Here is a 16,698-nt window from a genome sequence, read left to right on the forward strand (position 1 = left end):
GTGGAGGTGCCGCACGCAGTGGGTTGTCAGGGCAGCAGGTCCCAGGCGCGGGGGATGGGCGCCGGGATGAGCTGGCCCCGGCGCCGGAAGCCCAGCTTTTGGAGCACTGAGGATACATAGCCGGCAACATTGGCTTCAGACAGCATGAGGTCCTGCCCTATCTGCCGGTTGGTGAGTCCGCGCGCCATGAGGGCCAGCACGTCCCGCTCTGTCTGCGTCATGACTTTGAGCCACGGAGCGGAAGCCGTTGCGTAGAGACTTTCCGCCACCCTCTCCCGGACACCTGGCCAGATGGCCGGAATGCCTGCGGCTGTGCTCCGGATGCATTCGACCAGGGCGGTGTTATCACCGATCCTCTTGACGACGTAGCCTTCTGCGCCTGCCAGGACTGCTGCCCTCACGGCGTGCTGTTCATCCCAGCCGGTCAGGATCAGGCATCGGACGTCAGGGGCGCTGGAGCGTATTTCGCGGCACACCTCGATGCCTGTGCCGTCGGGCAGCCTGTCGTCCAGCACCGCGATGTCCGGTTGCAGGACATGGATGAGGCGGAGGGCCTCTGCCGCGGAGCCGCTGCCTCCCACCACCTCGAACCCGAGATGTTCGAGCATGTCGCCAAGTCCCTGCCGGACCATTTTGTGGTCATTGAGGATGAAGACCCGGATGGGCGGGGCAGGGGACTGGGCCTCATCAGGGGGTGCTGTTGGTGTATCCATCAAGACGCTCTCGTAGGACTGATGTCCTTTCCGGCCGCACACTCCGTGCCGCCGCCCCTCCGAAAGGATCGTCAGTGAATCATCCGGCACTTAGGGCCACTCGATTCCCAGCGCCGTGCCGGCGGAAGCGGGAAGGTCCCGCGTGATGCCGCAGACCGAACAGGTGGTGCTGTGGTCCGGTCCCCTTACCCACTGGTGGGACTCCTCCAACCGGTACTCATAACGGCCGCCAAGCTCCTGCAGCCGGTTCAGCGCCACGCTGGCAGTCTCCCATGAATTCCAGCGGCCCACCACCCCGCCCTTGTCCTTGGAGATCACGTTGCAGCCTCCATCTCCGAGCTCGCCGCCGATGTCCTGCCCGCCCGGCGGTTCCTCGCCGCCGTGTACTGCTTTGTACTCGTCCGCTGTTGCCATGGTCGCCATCTTTCGCCCTGGCTCAGGCAGCCTTCTGCTGCCCGCCGGTGAGGAAGAGCTCCAGCGACTGGAGCGTGATGACGGCGTCGGTGAAAGCCGGGTTGCGGTGCGGGTGCAGGCGGTGCAGCAGTCCGCCGTTGTACTGGAGACGGCGGCGGGCGGTGCTGATCGTACGGCTGGCATAAACAACATCCCCGGGGTGGCGGGGCAGGGCCTGGGTCATGCACTGTATCGATGCCAGCGCGACGGCAAGGACGTTGGCATCCATCTGCTGCCCGGCGGCCCGGTGTCCACGGAGCTGGGAAGCGAACCCGTCCCAGATGTCCCGGGCCGCCGCCCGCGCCACCTCTGTCCGTGCCTCATCGGCCGGCACACCGCCCTCTACGAGTTCCTTGTGGAAGCACTCGAACCGGACGGCAAGCGCTTTGACCTTCTCGGCCGCGTCATCCGTTTCACCTGCAGGCGACGGTGCCGGGGTGAAGTTGGAAGGATGAAGCAGCATCGCCCTTCGGCGTGCCGCTTCCGCCTGCGATACTCGGGCGGGGCGGAAGGCGAGGATATCAGCGGACATGCGGGTCCTTTCAAAATCCAGCCAGTCTGCAGGGTGCGCCTGCACGCCGGCGGCAACCTTGACGGTGCCTCCGGCGCAATGTCACTGGGGGTTTATGGGGAATGCCGGTCCGGCCTCGCAATGTGAGGACCCGGACGGCGCCTCTACCAGAATGCCAAGCGCCCCGCGCCTGGCTATAGGGCTGAAAGTCCCGTCCTGAGAACAGGCCCTCCCGTACCCGGTGGAAGGCGGGGGCTTTGGGCCCTGTTTTCGGGCTCGGGCCCCGTCCTAGCCTGATGTGGAGAGCGCGGCGTGCGGCCGCGTGCCGGACCCGGGAGGCACAGGGTGAAATCGGCAAACGCAAGCATCACTGCAGGCATCGTCCTCATGGCGCTGGGGGTGCTGTTGCTGCTGGACAGGCTCGGCGTCATGGACACGGCGGCCTTCGTGGCGCCGCTGATCTTCGCGGCAGTTGGGGTCTTGTTCCTGTCCCTCTTTTTCCGGCGCCGGGAGAACTGGTGGGCGGCCATCCCCGGGTCCGTGTTCCTGGGCCTGGCCGCGGTCATCACCACCACGCAGCTTACGGGTGGCGCGTGGGGAGCAGCTTTCCTGTTCCTCTTCATGGGTGCCGGTTTCGCCGCTGTCTACCTGCGGGAACCGGGTAACTGGTGGGCCCTGATTCCGTCCGGTGTCATGTTCACCCTGGCGGTCATCGTCGCCCTCCCGCAGGAACTGCAGGGCACGCCCACCGCTGCCGTCCTCTTCCTGGGCCTGGCGGCCACCTTCGGGGTGCTCTCCCTGATTCCCGTCCGCATCGATGAAGCCAGCACCCAGGTGGAACGGATGAAATGGCCGCTGATACCGGCCGGGATCCTGACCGTGATGGGACTGATCTTCGTCCTCCAGGCCACGGCCCTCCTGATCCCTGCGGACTTCGCCTTCCCGGCCGTGATGATCGTGGCCGGCGCCGCCCTGGTGGTATACGCCTACCTCGCCCACCGCGACGGGCGGCAAAAGACGCACGGCCCCGGACCCCGGGCAAGCTGAAGGACCTGGCAGGCAGAGCGGCCCGGCCCTCCATCCCGCGAGATGGCAGCTAACGGCAATCCCGCGCGCGCCGATACTGCCGCTAAGTGCCACTTCGCGGCAGGGACGGAGCCAGCAGCGTTGCCCACAGGTGCCAGAGCATCCCGGCGAGCGTGGCCAGGAAGGCCGCAACCGCCAGCCACAGCTCGGCCCGGCCAATGGCTGCCACCAGCGGCAGCTGGTCCGCGCGGCCCAGGTAGATCCCCGCTACGGCGTACATTCCCAAGGGAAAGATGACACTCCACAGCCCCGGCTCGTAGGACAACGGCACCTTGTGCAGCGCGTGCCGCCACCAGCCGGCGGCGAGCAGCACAGGGAAGAGCCACGAGGCGAAGGACCAGAACACCACTGAGGCGCCCGCCACCAGCCCCCGCGTTGCATCCACCATGGGTGCTCCGGCCATCTCCACGATCCGGGCTCCGGCCAGGACGCTGATGGCCATGGCGCCCATGGCCACGAAGTATTGCGGGCGAAGGTCCTGCGGCCGGATGGGGTAGGTCATCAGCCGGAGTGAGACGAAAATCCCCACTGCGGCATACAGAATGAGCCCCACGGACCAGGCCACGACGGCGACGAGCGCCAGGGCGGCGCGCCAGTCCGGGGCGGCGAGGGGCTCAATGGACGCTGCCGCCACTGCAACCGACTGGCTGGCAACGCACCAGGTGAACCACGATCCGTTGGCATCCTTGACCACCGGCCGCTCGGACCTGCCCAGCACCGCCGTCCATGGCACGACGTAGCCGAGCACCACCCGGGCGAGCACCGCAATCACCAGGAGTACCGCCGTCGGCGGGAACATTGCCGCCACCTGCCACCCCGCGGGAGAGGTGTTACCGGGCCTGTGCCTCCGCGGTCGCCTTGATGCTGGCCAGGAGTTCGGTCTGGCTGCGCTCGGAGATCTTCATGACCAGGGCATCAACCGCTGCCTCCGCCATGTTCCGCGGAACAACGTCGGAGCGCATGCTGAGCCTGGTCCAGCCGTTCGCCGGCGCCACTTCCACCGTGAACACCGGCCCAAGAGCCGCCTTTGACGTGAAGCGCTCGTTCCGGGCGAACTCCGTGTACTCGTGCGTCGTTTTCAGCGGGATTCCCAGGACTTTCCACGCCGCCTGGAAGGTGGTCCCCACACCCTCGGGCGTGGTCTTCAACTCGGAGATCTGCACGTCCGGGCCCAGCCAGACCCGGGGATCCCTGACCAGGTCGAAAACCTGCGGCAGCGGGGCATCGATGATGACGGAGCCGGACCACGCCAGGTTTTGCGTGAACTTCGCTTCGCTTTCGGGCGCCGTCTTCATCCCGGCCTCCACCAGGCCCTTGACGTTGGCCACCATGCCCTGGATATCCGTTTCCGCCCACCGTGCGAACAGGGCCTGCGCCGGTACCCGGACCAGGGGTGCGGGGATGTCCAGGCTCTCCTCCACGGTCAACTCGGTCCCGTCCTCCACCGGCTCCAACGTGAAAGTGAGCGTGGGCCCCACCGATGTGCCGGAGACGATGCGCTTGTTGGGAACCACTTCCCGGTACTCGTGGGTGATGTGCATGGGCAGGCCCCACATCTTGGCCGACCAACGCGCCGAGGTGCCTTCGCCATCGGGCTTAACGTCCAGCTGGGTGACGTCGCTGTCCCCGGGGAAGGCCTTCATCCAGTTCGTCGGGTCGCTCAGGAATGAAAACACCCTGTCCACCGGGGCGTTGATCCTGGTGCTCCGTATAACGTTCCTGGTCATTCCCTGTCTCCTTTCATGCAGGAGCGGTTTCCTGCCCTGCCTTCCAGTCCAGTCCCCGGGGTAGGCACAGAAAAAGAGGAGAAGGTCCCGGTACGCTACGCGGCCGCTTCCGCCCGAGCCCAGTGCGCGCGCAGCAGCCCCGCAACGCGCTCTGGCTCCGCCCGGTGCGGCGGGTCGAAATGGTGCCGGTCGGGGAATACTTCCAGCCGGAAGTCGGGGAAGAGGCGGGACAGCCGGTCCGCGTTGTCACCCTGCTCGTCCGGACTGCTCATGCCGCCCAGCACAAAAAGCACCGGCTGGGTGAAGGCAGCCAGGCTGTCCCGGTCCAGCTGGTACGTGTTGAAACCCTGCAGGAAGGCGCTGATCCCAGCCGGCCGCTTGGCCATCCACGACGGCGGCGGGCCGGGCGGGGGAGGCGGCAGGACGGCGTCGGACTTCACCTGCAGCCTCGTGAAGGCGGGCATGAACTCCTCCGGCGGGAGGTTATGCAGTTCCCCGTAGCGCTGCCACAGCGCCATGTGCGCTGGGCTCCAGTCCCAGTTTCCCGCCCACGCCGGCTCGAGCAACGCCAGGCTGCGGAGCCGTTTAGGGTGCTTGGCTGCCAGCGCCAAGGCCGCCGCGCCGCCACCGGAGTACCCCAGCAGGTGGAAGGCATCCCAGCCGCGGGCGTCGGCCTCGCGGAGCACGCCGTCTGCCTCGGTGTCCAGGCTCCACCCGGGCGGCGGTGCGTCCCCGTTGTAGAGCTCCAGGTCCTTGGCGACGGCGTCCACGTCAGCTCCCAGAACTTCCAGCAGCCTGCCGTAGGCGGGCCCGGCGGGAAGGACACTTCCGGGGAGCAGGATCACGCGAAACGGCTTCACGGCAAGACCTTGCGCGCCTTTGATGCCTTGGGCTCCTTGGGCGGAAGGGACGCGACGTAATCCAGTGCTTTCTCGGCCCATGCCCGTGCCCTGGCCTCGTCGCCGTCGCCCTCTTCATTCCACACTTCCGGCAGCCCGGTGTACCCGCCCATGGGCCGGTCCGCCGGACCGAACGGCAGGGTCCGCTCGGAGGATTCCAGCAATTCCTTGTCCTCGCTGGAGAGCTTTACCCCGATGGTGGAGCCGAACAGCCCGGCGAACATGTTGCCGTTGACGAACGCACCCAGGTTGCCGAACATCGGCTTCACCACCACCCCCGGGTGGTCGGGGACGACGCGGCGGAACCGCTCTTTCTCTTCCTCGGTGGCCTTGGGCATGTCCATGGCTTCATCTCCCGGTGGCTGGGGTCTTTTCCGCAGGATCTCGATGCAGGATATGCCCGTTTGCCGGCGGGGTCGAGGGGCCGGCGCTGCCATGGGGCAGCGGGTAATTAATACCCTTCTGAGCAGGTCAAACTTCCGGGGGGAGTGCTATATATAGCTCAAGGCAACTAATTTCCGCTGACTTGCCAGGCGGCATGATCCGTGGGTCCGGAGGCTGGAGGCAACGGTGCAGAACACGCCAGCCCCGGCTGCCAACTTCCCGGTCCGGGCCGCCAAGCTCGTGTCCCTCGCCGTCCTCAGCCTCGCTTTCCTGACCGGCTGCAGCGGCGGCACCAGCCAGTCGGTGTCCAGCGCCGTGAAGGACAGCCTTTCCGCCGTTTCCACGGCCCGCATCGCCCTGCGGCAGGACATGGACGGAAAACTCACGAAGGCCGCCGCCTCCACCAGCCTTGACGATGAGCTCAAGGAGGTCCAGACCAGCCGCAGCACCGTCCTGAAGCTGTCGCCCGCCTCGCCGGAGGACCGCGAAACGCAGAAGCAGGCACTGGACGTGCTGGACCAGTGCGCGGCGGGGTTCGCCACGGCGCGCGCGGCACTGGCAGCGAACGACGGCGGCACCCCCTCCCTTCCCGGCGGGGACAAGGCGCTCGCGGACGCGCAGGACGCCCTCAAGCAGCTCAAAGACAAGGTGGGGGACAAGTGAAGCGGCTCCTCGGCGTCGCGCTCGGGATCCTCACCGCCATCGGCGGGTTCGTGGACATCGGGGACCTGGTGACCAACGCCGTGGTGGGTTCCCGCTTTGGCTTGTCCCTGGTGTGGGTGGTGGTTGTGGGCGTGGTGGGCATCTGCCTGTTCGCCAACATGTCCGGGCGGGTGGCTGCCGTGTCCGGACGTGCCACGTTCGAGGTGATCCGCGAACGGCTGGGCGCCCGGGCGGGACTGGCCAACCTCGCGGCGTCGTTCCTCATCAACCTGATGACCGTGACCGCGGAGATCGGCGGCATTGCCCTTTCCCTGCAACTGGCCAGCAGCGTCAACTATCTGCTGTGGATTCCGGTGGCGGCGGTAGCGGTGTGGCTGGTGATCTGGCGTGTCCGGTTCTCCATCATGGAGAACGTCACCGGCCTGCTGGGACTGACCCTGGTCATCTTCACGGTGGCGGTGTTCCTGCTCAAACCGGACTGGGGCCCGCTCGCCGCGCAGCTGGCGCCCATGGTGCCGCAACAGGAAACGGTGTGGTCCTACAGCTACTACGCGATCGCCCTGTTCGGCGCTGCCATGACCCCTTACGAAGTGTTCTTCTTTTCCTCGGGTGCGGTGGAGGAAAAGTGGAGCGTCAAGGACTTGGCGCAGTCCAGGATCAACGTCCTGGTCGGCTTCCCCCTGGGCGGCCTGTTGTCCGTGTCCATCGCAGTGTGCGCCGCCATCGTCCTCCTGCCCGCCGGCATCTCGGTGACCTCGCTGTCCCAAGTGGTCCTGCCCGTGGCCGAGGGCGCCGGAAAGCTCGGATTGGCGTTCGTCCTAGTGGGCATGGTGGCTGCAACCTTCGGTGCGGCGCTGGAAACCACCCTTTCCAGCGGGTACACCCTGGCCCAGTTCTTTGGCTGGTCCTGGGGGAAGTTCCGCCGCCCCGCCCAGGCCGCCCGCTTCCACCTGTCCATGATCGTGTGCCTGCTGGTGGGCATCGGCGTGCTGGCGACCGGCGTCGACCCCGTCCTGGTGACCGAATACTCGGTGGTGTTCTCCGCGATCGCCCTGCCCCTGACCTACCTGCCCATCCTCATCGTGGCCAACGACCGCCAGTACATGCGCGAGCACGTGAACGGACGTGCGGTGAATCTCCTTGGCATGGTCTACCTGGTGATCATCCTGGTGGCGTCCATCGCTGCCATCCCCCTCATGATCGTGACAGGAGCAGGCTCATGACGTCCGCCCCGCTGCCCAGGGCCCCGCACGTGGCCGGGCGGATCCTCGATGCGCAGCTGCACCTGATGGACCGCCAGGTGTTGGACCACGACGGCGTCCCGGTCACCACCGTGGACGACCTTGAGGTGAGCGGGCCTGCTTTGGACGTGGAGATCGCCCCGGGGACGCCCGTGCCGGTGATCACGGCGCTGCTGACCGGTTCCGTCCTGGGGACGCGCATCTTCGGCGGCAGGCCGCCGTCGTCCCGGCTGATCCGCATCCCGTGGAAGGACGTCGCGGAGGTAGGCGTGGTGGTGAAGCTTGGCGTCAAGGGTGAGCCGCTGGACGCCAGCTGGGTGGAGCGGTGGGTCCGGGACAAGATCATCGGACGCATTCCGGGAGGCCGCCATGATCCTTGGTGACCTGCTGGGCACCCCGGTGCTGGATGCCGACGGCGGGCGGCTGGGCCGAGTGGCCGACGTCCGGTTCGTGCTGGACGGGGCCCCGCACCAGCTGATGGCCGAACCGCGGCTGCTGGGGCTGGTGGTGGGCCCGCACAGCGCGGCCTCGTTCATGGGGTACGAACGGAACGGCCTCACCCGGCCGCACATGATTGCCCGGATCCTGCGGTGGCGGCACCGCGGATCGTTCCTGGTGCTGTGGGAGGACATTGCCATGGTGGGTGCCCGCTCCGTCCGGCTTCGTCCCGGGTTCACCCGGTACAGCACGGCCCTGGAGGACGGGGAGGAGGCGTAATGCGCGCCTGAACTGGGGAGCGATTAGGTGTGGGCCCAATCTCCTGTAGTGTTGAACCCGTTGTTGTGTTTATGCAGTTGGTAGTTCAGGCAGTACGCGCGGTCGAAAGTCCGTGTTCTTCTGAAGTAGCGGTTTTTGAACACCCCACGCCGGAGGGCCCGAAAGTCGGGACATCCCCTCCACCTTCACGAAGGACAAAATAATGGCTACTGGTACCGTCAAATGGTTTAACGCTGAAAAGGGCTTCGGCTTCATCTCCCCGGACGACTCCTCGCAGGACGTGTTCGCACACTACTCCGCGATCAACTCCTCCGGCTTCCGCTCCCTCGAAGAGAACCAGAAGGTTTCCTTCGACACCGAGCAGGGCCCCAAGGGTCCCCAGGCCACCAACATCCAGGCTCTCTAATTTCCCAGGGATCCGGGACCGTTAGGTTTCTCAAAAAGCAGGGCTTGCCGAATTTTCGGCAGGTCCTGCTTTTTGTTAACCCACGCGTGCCAGCGGATGCCCGCTAGCGCAGCCCCATCGCCTCGCGGACCTCGTCGAGGATGTGGTGCATGGCCTGTTCCGCCGCCGCGGTGTCCCCGCCTGCCACGGCCGCGGCAACGTCCTCGTGGGCCTGCAAAGCTTCGGCCCTCGGCTTGAACGGCATCAGGCCCTGTTTGGTCCGGCTGGTCAGCACCTCGGCCACCATGCCCTCGAGCGCACGGAACATTTCGTTGCCGCAGCTGCGCAGCAGCAGTTGATGGAAGGCAATGTCGGCGGCCAGGAAGGACTGCAGGTCGCCGGCCTCGCCCAGCCGGCGGAGGTCGGCCGCCAGGGACACCAGCTGGGCGCGCTCGGCCGCGCTGGCCCGGCGCGCCGCCCCGGCAGCCGCGATAGGCTCCACGGCGATGCGCAGCTCGGTGAGGCTGCTGTACTGCAGATCCCGCCGGTCCGACGCCAGGCGCCACCGCACCAGCTTGGGGTCAAACACATTCCACAGTGACGGCTCCTGCACCACGATGCCCACCCGCCGCCGCGAATAGACCAGGTTCATAGATTCCAGGACCTTCATGGTGTCGCGTGCCACGGTCCGCGAAATCCCGTACTCCTGCTGCAGCCCCTCAAGGGTGAGCCGGCTGCCTGGGGCAAGGTCCCCGGAGGCGATGGCCACGCCGACCGCCTCAATGACCCGGCCCTGGGCGGCGGGGGAGGGCCCGCCGTCGTGCATCCCATCGCCGTCCTGGATTGTCGCCATCGACATTCTTCCCCGCTCTCGTCACGCGCCGCTGCGCCCTCCAAGAATACCCGGAGAAGCGGCAAAGGTATGACTTGTGACACGAATAGATAGTATCTATGGCCAGAAAAGGTGATACCTTATCGCTTGGCCCTGTTCCATGCAGGCCCGCAGTGAGCTTCTTCGAAAGCCAATGACGTCTTCTCCGGAGGTATGACATGCAGTATCCAGCCACGCATCTTGTGGTCATGGGCGTTGCCGGATCCGGCAAATCCACCCTGGCGGCAGCACTGTCCCAGCAGTTGGGCTGGGCGTGCGCGGAAGCGGATGAGTTCCACCCGGAAGCGAACATCGCCAAGATGACGCAGGGCATTCCGCTCCAGGATGAAGACCGCTGGCCCTGGCTGCAGGAGATCCGCGGCTGGATGTCCGCCCAGGCTGCTGCGGGCAAGAGCACAGTCCTCACCTGCTCCGCCCTCAAGCGGAGCTACCGGGACCTGCTGTCCCAAGCCAACGGCCGCGTCATCTTCCTCCACCTCGACGGCGGCGCGGACCTGATCAGCCGGCGCATGCAGGGCAGGGAAGGGCACTTCATGCCCCCCACGCTCCTGCCCAGCCAGTTGGCCACGCTCGAGCCGCTCACCCAGGAAGAGCTCGACGCCGGCAGCCTCCGCCTCGACATCGCGCGCTCACCGGAAGAGCTGGCGGCCGCCGTCGTCAACGCCCTCAAGCTCCCCACCGGCCAGGCGCCCCAGGCGTCCTGACCCCCCAATCCCCAACCCTGTTTCAAAGGAGAACCATGACCATCGAAGGATGGACCCAGACGCTGGGCGCAGGTCCGCTGCTGCTCATCGCCGCGGCAGCGATTCTTGTGCTGCTGTTCCTGATCATCCGGCTTCGGATGCACGCCCTGATTGCCCTGATCCTTATCAGCCTCGCCACGGCCTTCGCCACCGGCATCCCCGCCAACAAGGTGGTTCCGGTGCTGGTGGACGGCTTCGGCACCACCCTGGGGACGGTGGCGCTGCTGGTGGGCTTGGGCGCGATGCTGGGCCGGATCGTGGAGACCAGCGGCGGTGCCAAGGTCCTGGCGGACTACCTGATCGGTGTCTTCGGTGAAAAGCGTGCACCGTTCGCGCTGGGCCTGGCCTCGCTGATCTTCGGCTTCCCCATCTTCTTCGACGCCGGCCTGGTGGTCATGCTTCCCGTGGTCTTCGCCGTCGCCCACCGCCTGGGCGGGGGAGTGCTGCGCTACGGCCTGCCCGCCGCCGGTGCCTTCTCGGTGATGCATATCTTCCTGCCGCCGCACCCGGGTCCCGTCTCAGCAGCGGCCTTCTTCGACGCGAACATCGGCCTGGTGCTGATCGCCGGCCTCATCACCGCCATCCCCACCTGGTACGTCGCCGCCTACCTGTACGGCCTGTACACCGGCAGGAAGCTGGTCCTTCCGGTCCCGGAGATCCTGGGACACGCCAGTGCCGAGGCCGAGGCGCACCCGCCGAAGTTCCGCACTATCATCGGCCTGCTGCTCCTGCCGCTGGTGCTGATCTTCCTCAACACCGGCCTGAACACCCTGGCTTCTTCCGGAGCCCTGGACGAGTCGGTCAAGAAGGAACAGTGGTTCCAGGTCCTGCGCACCCTCGGCGAGACCCCGGTGGCGCTGCTGATCGCCGTGCTCGCGGCGCTGGTGGTGCTGGGCACCCGCCGCGGCCGTGACGCCGCCTCCCTGGAGAGGCTGCTCGAATCCTCCCTGGGGCCGGTCTGCTCCGTCATCCTGATCACGGGCGCCGGCGGCATGTTCGGCGGCGTCCTGCGCACCTCCGGCATCGGCAAGGCGCTGGCCGATGTCCTGGGCAACGTGGGCATCCCGCTGATCCTGGCCGGGTTCCTGATCTCCGCCATCCTGCGCATCGCCCAGGGCTCGGCTACCGTCGCCCTGACCACCACCGCCGGCCTGATTGCTCCGGCGGTTGCTGCGGGTGGCCTCAACGGCATGCAGATCGCCGCCATGGTCATCGCCGTGGCCGCCGGCTCCGTGGTGGTGTCCCACGTCAACGACTCCGGCTTCTGGCTGGTGGGCCGCTTCTTCGGCATGGACGTCAAGAACACCCTGAAGACCTGGACCGTGATGGAAACCCTGATCGGCGTCATGGGCTTCGCGGTTGCGGCGGTCATCTTCCTGGTGGCCGGCGCGGTGGGCTGATCCCGAAAAAGCAAAGCGACGGCGGGGTGGCTGGTGGGAACACCGGCCGCCCCGCCGTCGTTATGCCCCTTGGTGCGCCACGCCGGTGCGCCGCCCGCCGACCAAAGGACACCCCTTGACTCCTCGCACCATCGTGATCACCGGCGCCAGCGACGGCATCGGAGCGGCAGCAGCACGGACCCTGGCCAAGGCAGGGGAGCAGGTGGTCGTCGTCGGCCGGTCCGCGGAAAAGACCCGCGCGCTGGCCGGGGACATCGGCGCCGACCATTACCTGGCCGACTTCGCCGACCTGGCCCAGATCCGCGACCTCGCTGAAAAACTGAAGGCCAACTACCCCCGCATCGATGTCCTGGCCAACAATGCCGGCGGCATCATGGGCAAGCGCACCCTCACCGTGGACGGCAACGAATCCACATTCCAGGTCAACCACCTGGCGCCGTTCCTGCTCACCACCCTCCTCATGGACACCCTCACCGCCAGCAACGCAAAGGTGATCAACACCTCCAGCGCCGCCAACAACTTCGGCAAGCTGGACCTCTTCGACCTCACGGCCGAGCACGGCTACAGCACCAACCGCGCCTACGGCACCGGCAAGCTGGCCAACATCCTGTTCACCTCCGAGCTGCACCGCCGCTTCCACGAACAAGGGATTACGACGGCGGCGTTCCACCCCGGCGTGGTCCGCACCAACTTCGCGGCGGAGTCTTCAAGCCCGTTCCGGCACGTGTACACCACGCTGCTGAACCGCTTCATGCTCAGCCCCGACCAGGGTGCCGACACCATGCTGTGGCTGATCAACGGCACCGCCGGCACGGACTGGATTTCCGGCGCCTACTACGCCAAGCGCGCCCTGGCCAAGGCCAACCCCCAGGCATACGACGCCGTCCTGGCGCGCGGATTGTGGGAGAAGAGCGAAGAACTGGTCAAGGCGTTCGCCTGAGCACGCCCTATTCGCAGCCCACGCCGTCGTGGTCCGCGTCCAGCCCGTAGATGTCCCGTCCGATGACCTGGACCGGGCCTCGGACGTAGGCAGGTCCGTTGCCGCTTCCGCCGGCGCAGTCCACGTCGGAGGCGATGGGGACGCAGCCTGAATAGTTCGGGTCGCAGCCCGGGTTGGTCCCCGGAACAGCTGGTGCCACAGGAGCCGGAGGAGCCGCGGCCTTCGCAGCTGCCTCCGCAGCTGCCTTTGCTGCAGCGTCCTGGGCCGCCTTCGCGTCGGCGGCCTGCCGGGCTGCTGCGGCGTCCGCGGCGGCCTTGTCAGCTGCTGCCTTGTCTGCCGCGGCTTTATCGGCTGCCGCTTTGTCTGCCGCCGCCTTCTCCGCTGCTGCCTTGTCTGCCGCCGCTTTCGCTGCCTCCGCGGCGGCGATCTTGTCGGTAACCCGCTTGGATTCGGCGGCTTCGAGCCACACCAGCTTGCCGGACTCGTCCCTGGTGCACACGTAGCTGGTGCCGGCAGAGACCTGATGGGCGTTGACAGCCGTGCAAGGAGTACTGGCGAGGGGAGTGCTGGCGGTGCGTGCCGCCGTGGGTGTTGCTGAGGCAGCGTCGCTGGCTGGCCCGGCGGCGGAGGTCAGCGAGGCCTGGGGTGCGCCGCACCCGGCCAGGAGAAGCGCGACGGCGGCCGCGGCCCCGGCGCCCAGCGCCTTGTGCGTGCCCTTCCGCAGTGGGGAGCCTGCCGGAGCTGGGTCTTCCTGGCGGCGTGAATCGGGCAGGGCGAAGTTGTGGAAGCCGGGCATAGTTTTCCCCCAATTGCGTGTGCTGGATACGTTGGCACGGCCAGCGTAGCTTCGCCCGCGGGGGGAGAACGGGTTAAGCGCAAACCTTGATTTATTCCTTGGGCAACCCTTAGGGATGGCGGGCGGCCGTCATTTTTCGTCCTGCGGCCGGCCCCGTGACCTGTCCCGTGATCCGTCCGCTCGGGCCTTGCGGTTCCCGTCCCGGTGCCCGTCGTGGCTGGGGCTGGTGGTCCCGTCCCGGTGCCCGTCGTGGCTGGCGTCGACAGTCTCGCCGCGCGCCGTCGTGCGTCGGTTTCGGCCCCGGCGCCGGCCGCTTGCCGTTGGGGCTGTAGGGGGCCATCCGCCGCGGAGGAAGCTCTTTGATGAGCTCGTTGACCGCGTGCGACACGAGGTCCCGTTCGTGGGCCGGAAGCTCCAGTGACCCGTTCAGGTAGGCATCAATCTCGTATTCACCGGCGGCACCGGTGAAGCTGAAGTAGCGCATCCAGACGGCACTAAGGGTGATCCCGGCTTCTTCCATGGCTTGCCGGGTTGCCTGCGCCTGTTCCTGGGGCTTGGCGATTTCATCCACAAGAGGCTCCTAGTGCTCGTCGCTTGGACTGTCGACGATCCCGCGTGCTACCTCCTGCAGCGGTTTGTCCTCTGTACGGGAGCTGGTTCCCGGTAGCCGGGCTGCTGAATATAGCGGCCGCTGTTCCCAGGAAAGGCTGAAGCGCCCACGCCTTCCCCCGGTACCTTTACTCAAAACATTAGTCCCTTCCGCCACGGATGCACCGGGCCGAAACGGACCAACTCAGGCCTGCCGTGCCAGTGCCTCGCCGATGATCCTGGCTCCGTCCGGGTAGGCGCCAGGGTTCGGGCCTGAATAGTTGAGCCGGATGAAGGCCCCCGCTGGTTCGGCAGGAAACCATTCTGTGCCGGGGGCAATGATGACGCCGGCATCGCCACAGTCCCGCACCAGCCGGGGAAGATCGGTGGTGTCCGGCAGCCGCACCCACAGGTTGAGTCCGCCCTTGGGCAGGCTGTCGATGTGAGCCTGCGGTACGAGCTCGCGGATGCTGGTGGCCAGCAGGTCACGGCGCGACTGGAGTTGCTGGCGGAGGCTGCGCAGGTGTGTTTGCCAGCCGGGCTGGGTCACCACGTCCAACGCCGCCGCCTGCAGCAGCCCGCTCACGTACATGGACTCGGCGGCACGGTGGCCCAGAATGCGTTCCCGCGCCGGTCCGCGCGCGATCACGGCAGCGACGCGGATGGCGGTGGAAACGCTCTTGGTCAGGGACCGGATGTAGACCACATGGCCGGAATCGTCCCTGGTGGCCAGCGGCATCGGGTCCGAGGCAATGCCGAAATCGTGCGCCCAGTCGTCCTCCACCAGGAACGCCCCGTGGCGGCGTGCCACCTCCAGGATCTCGTCGCCACGGCCCCGGGACCACTGGGTACCGGCGGGATTCGAATAGTTGGGCTGTACGTAGAAGGCGCGCGCCCCGGTTTCGGCAAAGGCACGCTCCACGTCCGCCGGGTCCGGTCCCTCCGGCCCGCTGGGCACCGGAACCAGCCGCACCCCGGTCTGGGCCGCAGCCAGGATGGCGCCCCAGTAGGACGGGGATTCGATGAGCAGCGGCTGGCCGGCACCTACCAGCGCCCGGAAGATGGAGCTGAGCCCGCTTTGGCTTCCCGGCAGCCCAATGACGTCATTCGGGGTTGGGGGAGTGATGCCCACCGGGGTCGCCGATCCCAGTTCCTGGGCGAACCATTGCTGCAGTTCGGGCATGCCGGCGGCCGGAGGCCTGGACAGGGCGGCGTCGCCGCGCGCAGCCCGGGCCAGGGCGGAGCGGACCAGCCGTTCCGGCAGCAGTTCACGGTCCGGATAACCGGAGTGGAACCAGATGGCGTCGCCCGGAACGTTGCGCATGGTGGTCGACGGCGACGGCAGCGGGGCCGACGGCGGCCGCAGCGCAGCGGTTTGCCAGCCGTAGTCCGACGGCCGTGCGGTGCGGACGGCCCGGACAAAGGTGCCCACCCCCGGCCGGCTGTCGATCAGTCCCTGCGCGGTCAGCACCTGCAGCGCCTTTTGCACCGTCACGGGACTGGCCTGGTACGCCGCCACCAACTGCCGCGTGGACGGCAAGCGTGCGCCCGGGGCGGAGTCCGAGATCCGCTGGCGCAATGCCGCAACGATCCGCGAGCTGCTACCGTTATTCATGAAAGAACATAGTAGCGCTACTGCGCTGAAACGCCGAGTGATACCGCCGCCAACTGCGGTCCGAATGCGTGGAGCAGCCGGGCTATGGTGGGGCCTCCTGGGCGTCGCGGCCTTCTCCTTCACCGTCCCGTTCACCCGGGTAGCCGTCGCCGGGATCCCGCCGCTGTTCATCGGTTCCGGCCGGGCCGTGGTGGCCGCACTCCTCGCCGCCGCAGCCCTGGCCATCACCCGCCAGCGGCCGCCGCAACCCCGCACCTGGCTGCGCCTCGCGCTCGTGGCCGCCGGCGTCGTCGTCGGCTTTCCGCTGCTCACCTCCTACGCACTCACGGCAGTCCCGGCGGGGCACGGCGCGGTGGTCATCGCCCTGCTGCCGGCGGCCACGGCAACGGCGGCCATCCTCCGTACCCGCGAACGCCCACGCCCCGCTTTCTGGGCGGTGATGCTGCTCGGCTCCCTGGCGGCGGTGTCCTTCGCGTTCCTGCAGTCCGGCGGTGTGGGGCACCTGCACTGGGCCGACCTCCTGCTGCTCGGCGCCGTCGCCTGCGCAGCGGTGGGATACGCGGAGGGCGGCCTGCTGGCCCGGGAACTGGGATCGTGGCAGACCATCGCGTGGGCGCTGGTCCTCGCCGCTCCGGCCATGCTGGTACTGGCCGGGATTTCGGTCCTGGACCAGCCGCCGTCGGCCACCCCCGTGCAGTGGGCCGCCTTCGGCTACCTCGCCGTGGTGAGCATGTTCCTGGGCTTCTTCGCCTGGTACCGCGGACTGGCCATCGGGCCCATGGCCCAGGTGAGCCAGATCCAGCTGCTTCAGCCCGTGATGAGCATCTGCTGGGCGGCCCTCCTGCTCGGCGAGGCCCTTACCTGGACCACCGTCATCGGCGCCCTTGCCGTCATCCTCTGCGCCGCCGCGGCCGTCCGCGTCCGGCTCAAGACAACCTCCTGACC

General features: G+C 67.5%; 21 protein-coding genes. 10 read left to right on the top strand and 11 right to left on the bottom strand.

Annotation, left to right across the window (positions count from 1 at the left end):
* Positions 1–26 precede the first annotated feature (26 nt).
* The 3 genes from ACIGJD_RS05330 to ACIGJD_RS05340 all read right to left on the bottom strand — a co-directional run bounded on the left by ACIGJD_RS05330 (position 27) and on the right by ACIGJD_RS05340 (position 1,698).
* On the bottom strand, positions 27–713 hold the full coding sequence (locus ACIGJD_RS05330) for a response regulator (RefSeq protein WP_483688624.1): 687 nt from the start codon (positions 711–713) through the stop codon (positions 27–29).
* Positions 714–803: 90 nt separating this feature from the next.
* Positions 804–1,127 carry a hypothetical protein gene (locus tag ACIGJD_RS05335; protein WP_483688625.1) on the bottom strand — a complete coding sequence of 108 codons (324 nt, stop codon included), beginning with the start codon at positions 1,125–1,127 and terminating at the stop codon, positions 804–806.
* A 22-nt stretch (positions 1,128–1,149) separates the two neighbouring features.
* The gene (locus ACIGJD_RS05340) at positions 1,150–1,698 is read right to left on the bottom strand and encodes a hypothetical protein (protein WP_483688626.1); all 549 of its coding nucleotides are present in this window, start codon (positions 1,696–1,698) and stop codon (positions 1,150–1,152) included.
* A 324-nt stretch (positions 1,699–2,022) separates the two neighbouring features.
* Between ACIGJD_RS05340 and ACIGJD_RS05345 the strand changes: the two genes are divergently transcribed.
* Positions 2,023–2,724, top strand: a complete 702-nt coding sequence (locus tag ACIGJD_RS05345; RefSeq protein WP_483688627.1) for a hypothetical protein — start codon at positions 2,023–2,025, stop codon at positions 2,722–2,724.
* An 82-nt stretch (positions 2,725–2,806) separates the two neighbouring features.
* Here ACIGJD_RS05345 and ACIGJD_RS05350 read toward each other — a convergent pair whose 3' ends face one another.
* The 4 genes from ACIGJD_RS05350 to ACIGJD_RS05365 all read right to left on the bottom strand — a co-directional run bounded on the left by ACIGJD_RS05350 (position 2,807) and on the right by ACIGJD_RS05365 (position 5,733).
* Positions 2,807–3,562 (bottom strand): tellurite resistance/C4-dicarboxylate transporter family protein, encoded by a 756-nt coding sequence (locus ACIGJD_RS05350; protein ID WP_483688628.1) that lies wholly within the window; start codon positions 3,560–3,562, stop codon positions 2,807–2,809.
* Positions 3,563–3,593: 31 nt separating this feature from the next.
* On the bottom strand, positions 3,594–4,490 hold the full coding sequence (locus tag ACIGJD_RS05355) for an SRPBCC family protein (protein ID WP_483688629.1): 897 nt from the start codon (positions 4,488–4,490) through the stop codon (positions 3,594–3,596).
* Positions 4,491–4,585: 95 nt separating this feature from the next.
* The gene (locus tag ACIGJD_RS05360; protein WP_483688630.1) at positions 4,586–5,350 is read right to left on the bottom strand and encodes an alpha/beta fold hydrolase; all 765 of its coding nucleotides are present in this window, start codon (positions 5,348–5,350) and stop codon (positions 4,586–4,588) included.
* Entirely contained in the window at positions 5,347–5,733 is a 387-nt protein-coding gene (locus ACIGJD_RS05365) for a TfoX/Sxy family protein (RefSeq protein WP_483688631.1), read from the bottom strand. The genes ACIGJD_RS05360 and ACIGJD_RS05365 overlap by 4 nt, the downstream gene beginning before the upstream one ends.
* A gap of 226 nt (positions 5,734–5,959) precedes the next feature.
* Here ACIGJD_RS05365 and ACIGJD_RS05370 point away from each other — a divergent pair, with 226 nt between their 5' ends.
* The 5 genes from ACIGJD_RS05370 to ACIGJD_RS05390 all read left to right on the top strand — a co-directional run bounded on the left by ACIGJD_RS05370 (position 5,960) and on the right by ACIGJD_RS05390 (position 8,800).
* Positions 5,960–6,436, top strand: a complete 477-nt coding sequence (locus ACIGJD_RS05370) for a hypothetical protein (protein WP_483688632.1) — start codon at positions 5,960–5,962, stop codon at positions 6,434–6,436.
* A complete protein-coding gene (locus tag ACIGJD_RS05375) occupies positions 6,433–7,659 on the top strand; it encodes an Nramp family divalent metal transporter (RefSeq protein WP_483688633.1) in 1,227 nt (408 codons plus the stop codon). The genes ACIGJD_RS05370 and ACIGJD_RS05375 overlap by 4 nt, the downstream gene beginning before the upstream one ends.
* Complete coding sequence (locus ACIGJD_RS05380) at positions 7,656–8,060, top strand: hypothetical protein (RefSeq protein ID WP_483688634.1); 405 nt, start codon at positions 7,656–7,658, stop codon at positions 8,058–8,060. The genes ACIGJD_RS05375 and ACIGJD_RS05380 overlap by 4 nt, the downstream gene beginning before the upstream one ends.
* A complete protein-coding gene (locus ACIGJD_RS05385) occupies positions 8,047–8,394 on the top strand; it encodes a PRC-barrel domain-containing protein (protein ID WP_483688635.1) in 348 nt (115 codons plus the stop codon). Before ACIGJD_RS05380 ends, ACIGJD_RS05385 begins: the two co-directional genes overlap by 14 nt.
* A 202-nt stretch (positions 8,395–8,596) precedes the next feature.
* On the top strand, positions 8,597–8,800 hold the full coding sequence (locus tag ACIGJD_RS05390) for a cold-shock protein (RefSeq protein WP_015936345.1): 204 nt from the start codon (positions 8,597–8,599) through the stop codon (positions 8,798–8,800).
* A 103-nt stretch (positions 8,801–8,903) separates the two neighbouring features.
* Here ACIGJD_RS05390 and ACIGJD_RS05395 read toward each other — a convergent pair whose 3' ends face one another.
* Positions 8,904–9,638 carry a FadR/GntR family transcriptional regulator gene (locus tag ACIGJD_RS05395; RefSeq protein WP_483688636.1) on the bottom strand — a complete coding sequence of 245 codons (735 nt, stop codon included), beginning with the start codon at positions 9,636–9,638 and terminating at the stop codon, positions 8,904–8,906.
* Between the two features lie 191 nt (positions 9,639–9,829).
* Here ACIGJD_RS05395 and ACIGJD_RS05400 point away from each other — a divergent pair, with 191 nt between their 5' ends.
* From ACIGJD_RS05400 to ACIGJD_RS05410, 3 genes are all read left to right on the top strand, one after another.
* Positions 9,830–10,375: a gluconokinase gene (locus ACIGJD_RS05400; RefSeq protein ID WP_483688637.1), complete on the top strand. Its 546-nt coding sequence runs from the start codon at positions 9,830–9,832 to the stop codon at positions 10,373–10,375.
* Between the two features lie 35 nt (positions 10,376–10,410).
* Complete coding sequence (locus tag ACIGJD_RS05405; protein ID WP_483688638.1) at positions 10,411–11,814, top strand: GntP family permease; 1,404 nt, start codon at positions 10,411–10,413, stop codon at positions 11,812–11,814.
* Between the two features lie 115 nt (positions 11,815–11,929).
* Positions 11,930–12,754 (top strand): SDR family NAD(P)-dependent oxidoreductase, encoded by an 825-nt coding sequence (locus ACIGJD_RS05410; protein ID WP_483688639.1) that lies wholly within the window; start codon positions 11,930–11,932, stop codon positions 12,752–12,754.
* A gap of 7 nt (positions 12,755–12,761) precedes the next feature.
* Here the strand turns inward: ACIGJD_RS05410 and ACIGJD_RS05415 are convergent, their stop codons facing one another.
* The 3 genes from ACIGJD_RS05415 to ACIGJD_RS05425 all read right to left on the bottom strand — a co-directional run bounded on the left by ACIGJD_RS05415 (position 12,762) and on the right by ACIGJD_RS05425 (position 15,753).
* Positions 12,762–13,550 (bottom strand): hypothetical protein, encoded by a 789-nt coding sequence (locus tag ACIGJD_RS05415; RefSeq protein ID WP_483688640.1) that lies wholly within the window; start codon positions 13,548–13,550, stop codon positions 12,762–12,764.
* Between the two features lie 109 nt (positions 13,551–13,659).
* On the bottom strand, positions 13,660–14,121 hold the full coding sequence (locus ACIGJD_RS05420) for a hypothetical protein (RefSeq protein ID WP_483688641.1): 462 nt from the start codon (positions 14,119–14,121) through the stop codon (positions 13,660–13,662).
* Between the two features lie 222 nt (positions 14,122–14,343).
* Positions 14,344–15,753, bottom strand: a complete 1,410-nt coding sequence (locus ACIGJD_RS05425) for an aminotransferase-like domain-containing protein (RefSeq protein WP_483688642.1) — start codon at positions 15,751–15,753, stop codon at positions 14,344–14,346.
* 64 nt (positions 15,754–15,817) lie between these two features.
* Between ACIGJD_RS05425 and ACIGJD_RS05430 the strand changes: the two genes are divergently transcribed.
* Positions 15,818–16,696, top strand: coding sequence for a DMT family transporter (locus ACIGJD_RS05430; protein ID WP_483688643.1), 879 nt, complete (start codon positions 15,818–15,820; stop codon positions 16,694–16,696).
* Positions 16,697–16,698: the final 2 nt, after the last annotated feature.

Source organism: Arthrobacter sp. E1SS-5 (assembly GCF_057073715.1).

Bases quoted from the DNA above. Each gene is read 5' to 3' on its own strand.
- ACIGJD_RS05365 (WP_483688631.1), bottom strand. From the start codon at position 5,733: ATGGACATGCCCAAGGCCACCGAGGAAGAGAAAGAGCGGTTCCGCCGC.
- ACIGJD_RS05340 (WP_483688626.1), bottom strand. From the start codon at position 1,698: ATGTCCGCTGATATCCTCGCCTTCCGCCCCGCCCGAGTATCGCAGGCG.
- ACIGJD_RS05380 (WP_483688634.1), top strand. From the start codon at position 7,656: ATGACGTCCGCCCCGCTGCCCAGGGCCCCGCACGTGGCCGGGCGGATC.
- ACIGJD_RS05350 (WP_483688628.1), bottom strand. From the start codon at position 3,562: ATGTTCCCGCCGACGGCGGTACTCCTGGTGATTGCGGTGCTCGCCCGG.
- ACIGJD_RS05385 (WP_483688635.1), top strand. From the start codon at position 8,047: ATGATCCTTGGTGACCTGCTGGGCACCCCGGTGCTGGATGCCGACGGC.
- ACIGJD_RS05415 (WP_483688640.1), bottom strand. From the start codon at position 13,550: ATGCCCGGCTTCCACAACTTCGCCCTGCCCGATTCACGCCGCCAGGAA.
- ACIGJD_RS05430 (WP_483688643.1), top strand. From the start codon at position 15,818: ATGCGTGGAGCAGCCGGGCTATGGTGGGGCCTCCTGGGCGTCGCGGCC.
- ACIGJD_RS05405 (WP_483688638.1), top strand. From the start codon at position 10,411: ATGACCATCGAAGGATGGACCCAGACGCTGGGCGCAGGTCCGCTGCTG.
- ACIGJD_RS05395 (WP_483688636.1), bottom strand. From the start codon at position 9,638: ATGTCGATGGCGACAATCCAGGACGGCGATGGGATGCACGACGGCGGG.
- ACIGJD_RS05335 (WP_483688625.1), bottom strand. From the start codon at position 1,127: ATGGCAACAGCGGACGAGTACAAAGCAGTACACGGCGGCGAGGAACCG.
- ACIGJD_RS05400 (WP_483688637.1), top strand. From the start codon at position 9,830: ATGCAGTATCCAGCCACGCATCTTGTGGTCATGGGCGTTGCCGGATCC.
- ACIGJD_RS05425 (WP_483688642.1), bottom strand. From the start codon at position 15,753: ATGAATAACGGTAGCAGCTCGCGGATCGTTGCGGCATTGCGCCAGCGG.
- ACIGJD_RS05355 (WP_483688629.1), bottom strand. From the start codon at position 4,490: ATGACCAGGAACGTTATACGGAGCACCAGGATCAACGCCCCGGTGGAC.
- ACIGJD_RS05390 (WP_015936345.1), top strand. From the start codon at position 8,597: ATGGCTACTGGTACCGTCAAATGGTTTAACGCTGAAAAGGGCTTCGGC.
- ACIGJD_RS05330 (WP_483688624.1), bottom strand. From the start codon at position 713: ATGGATACACCAACAGCACCCCCTGATGAGGCCCAGTCCCCTGCCCCG.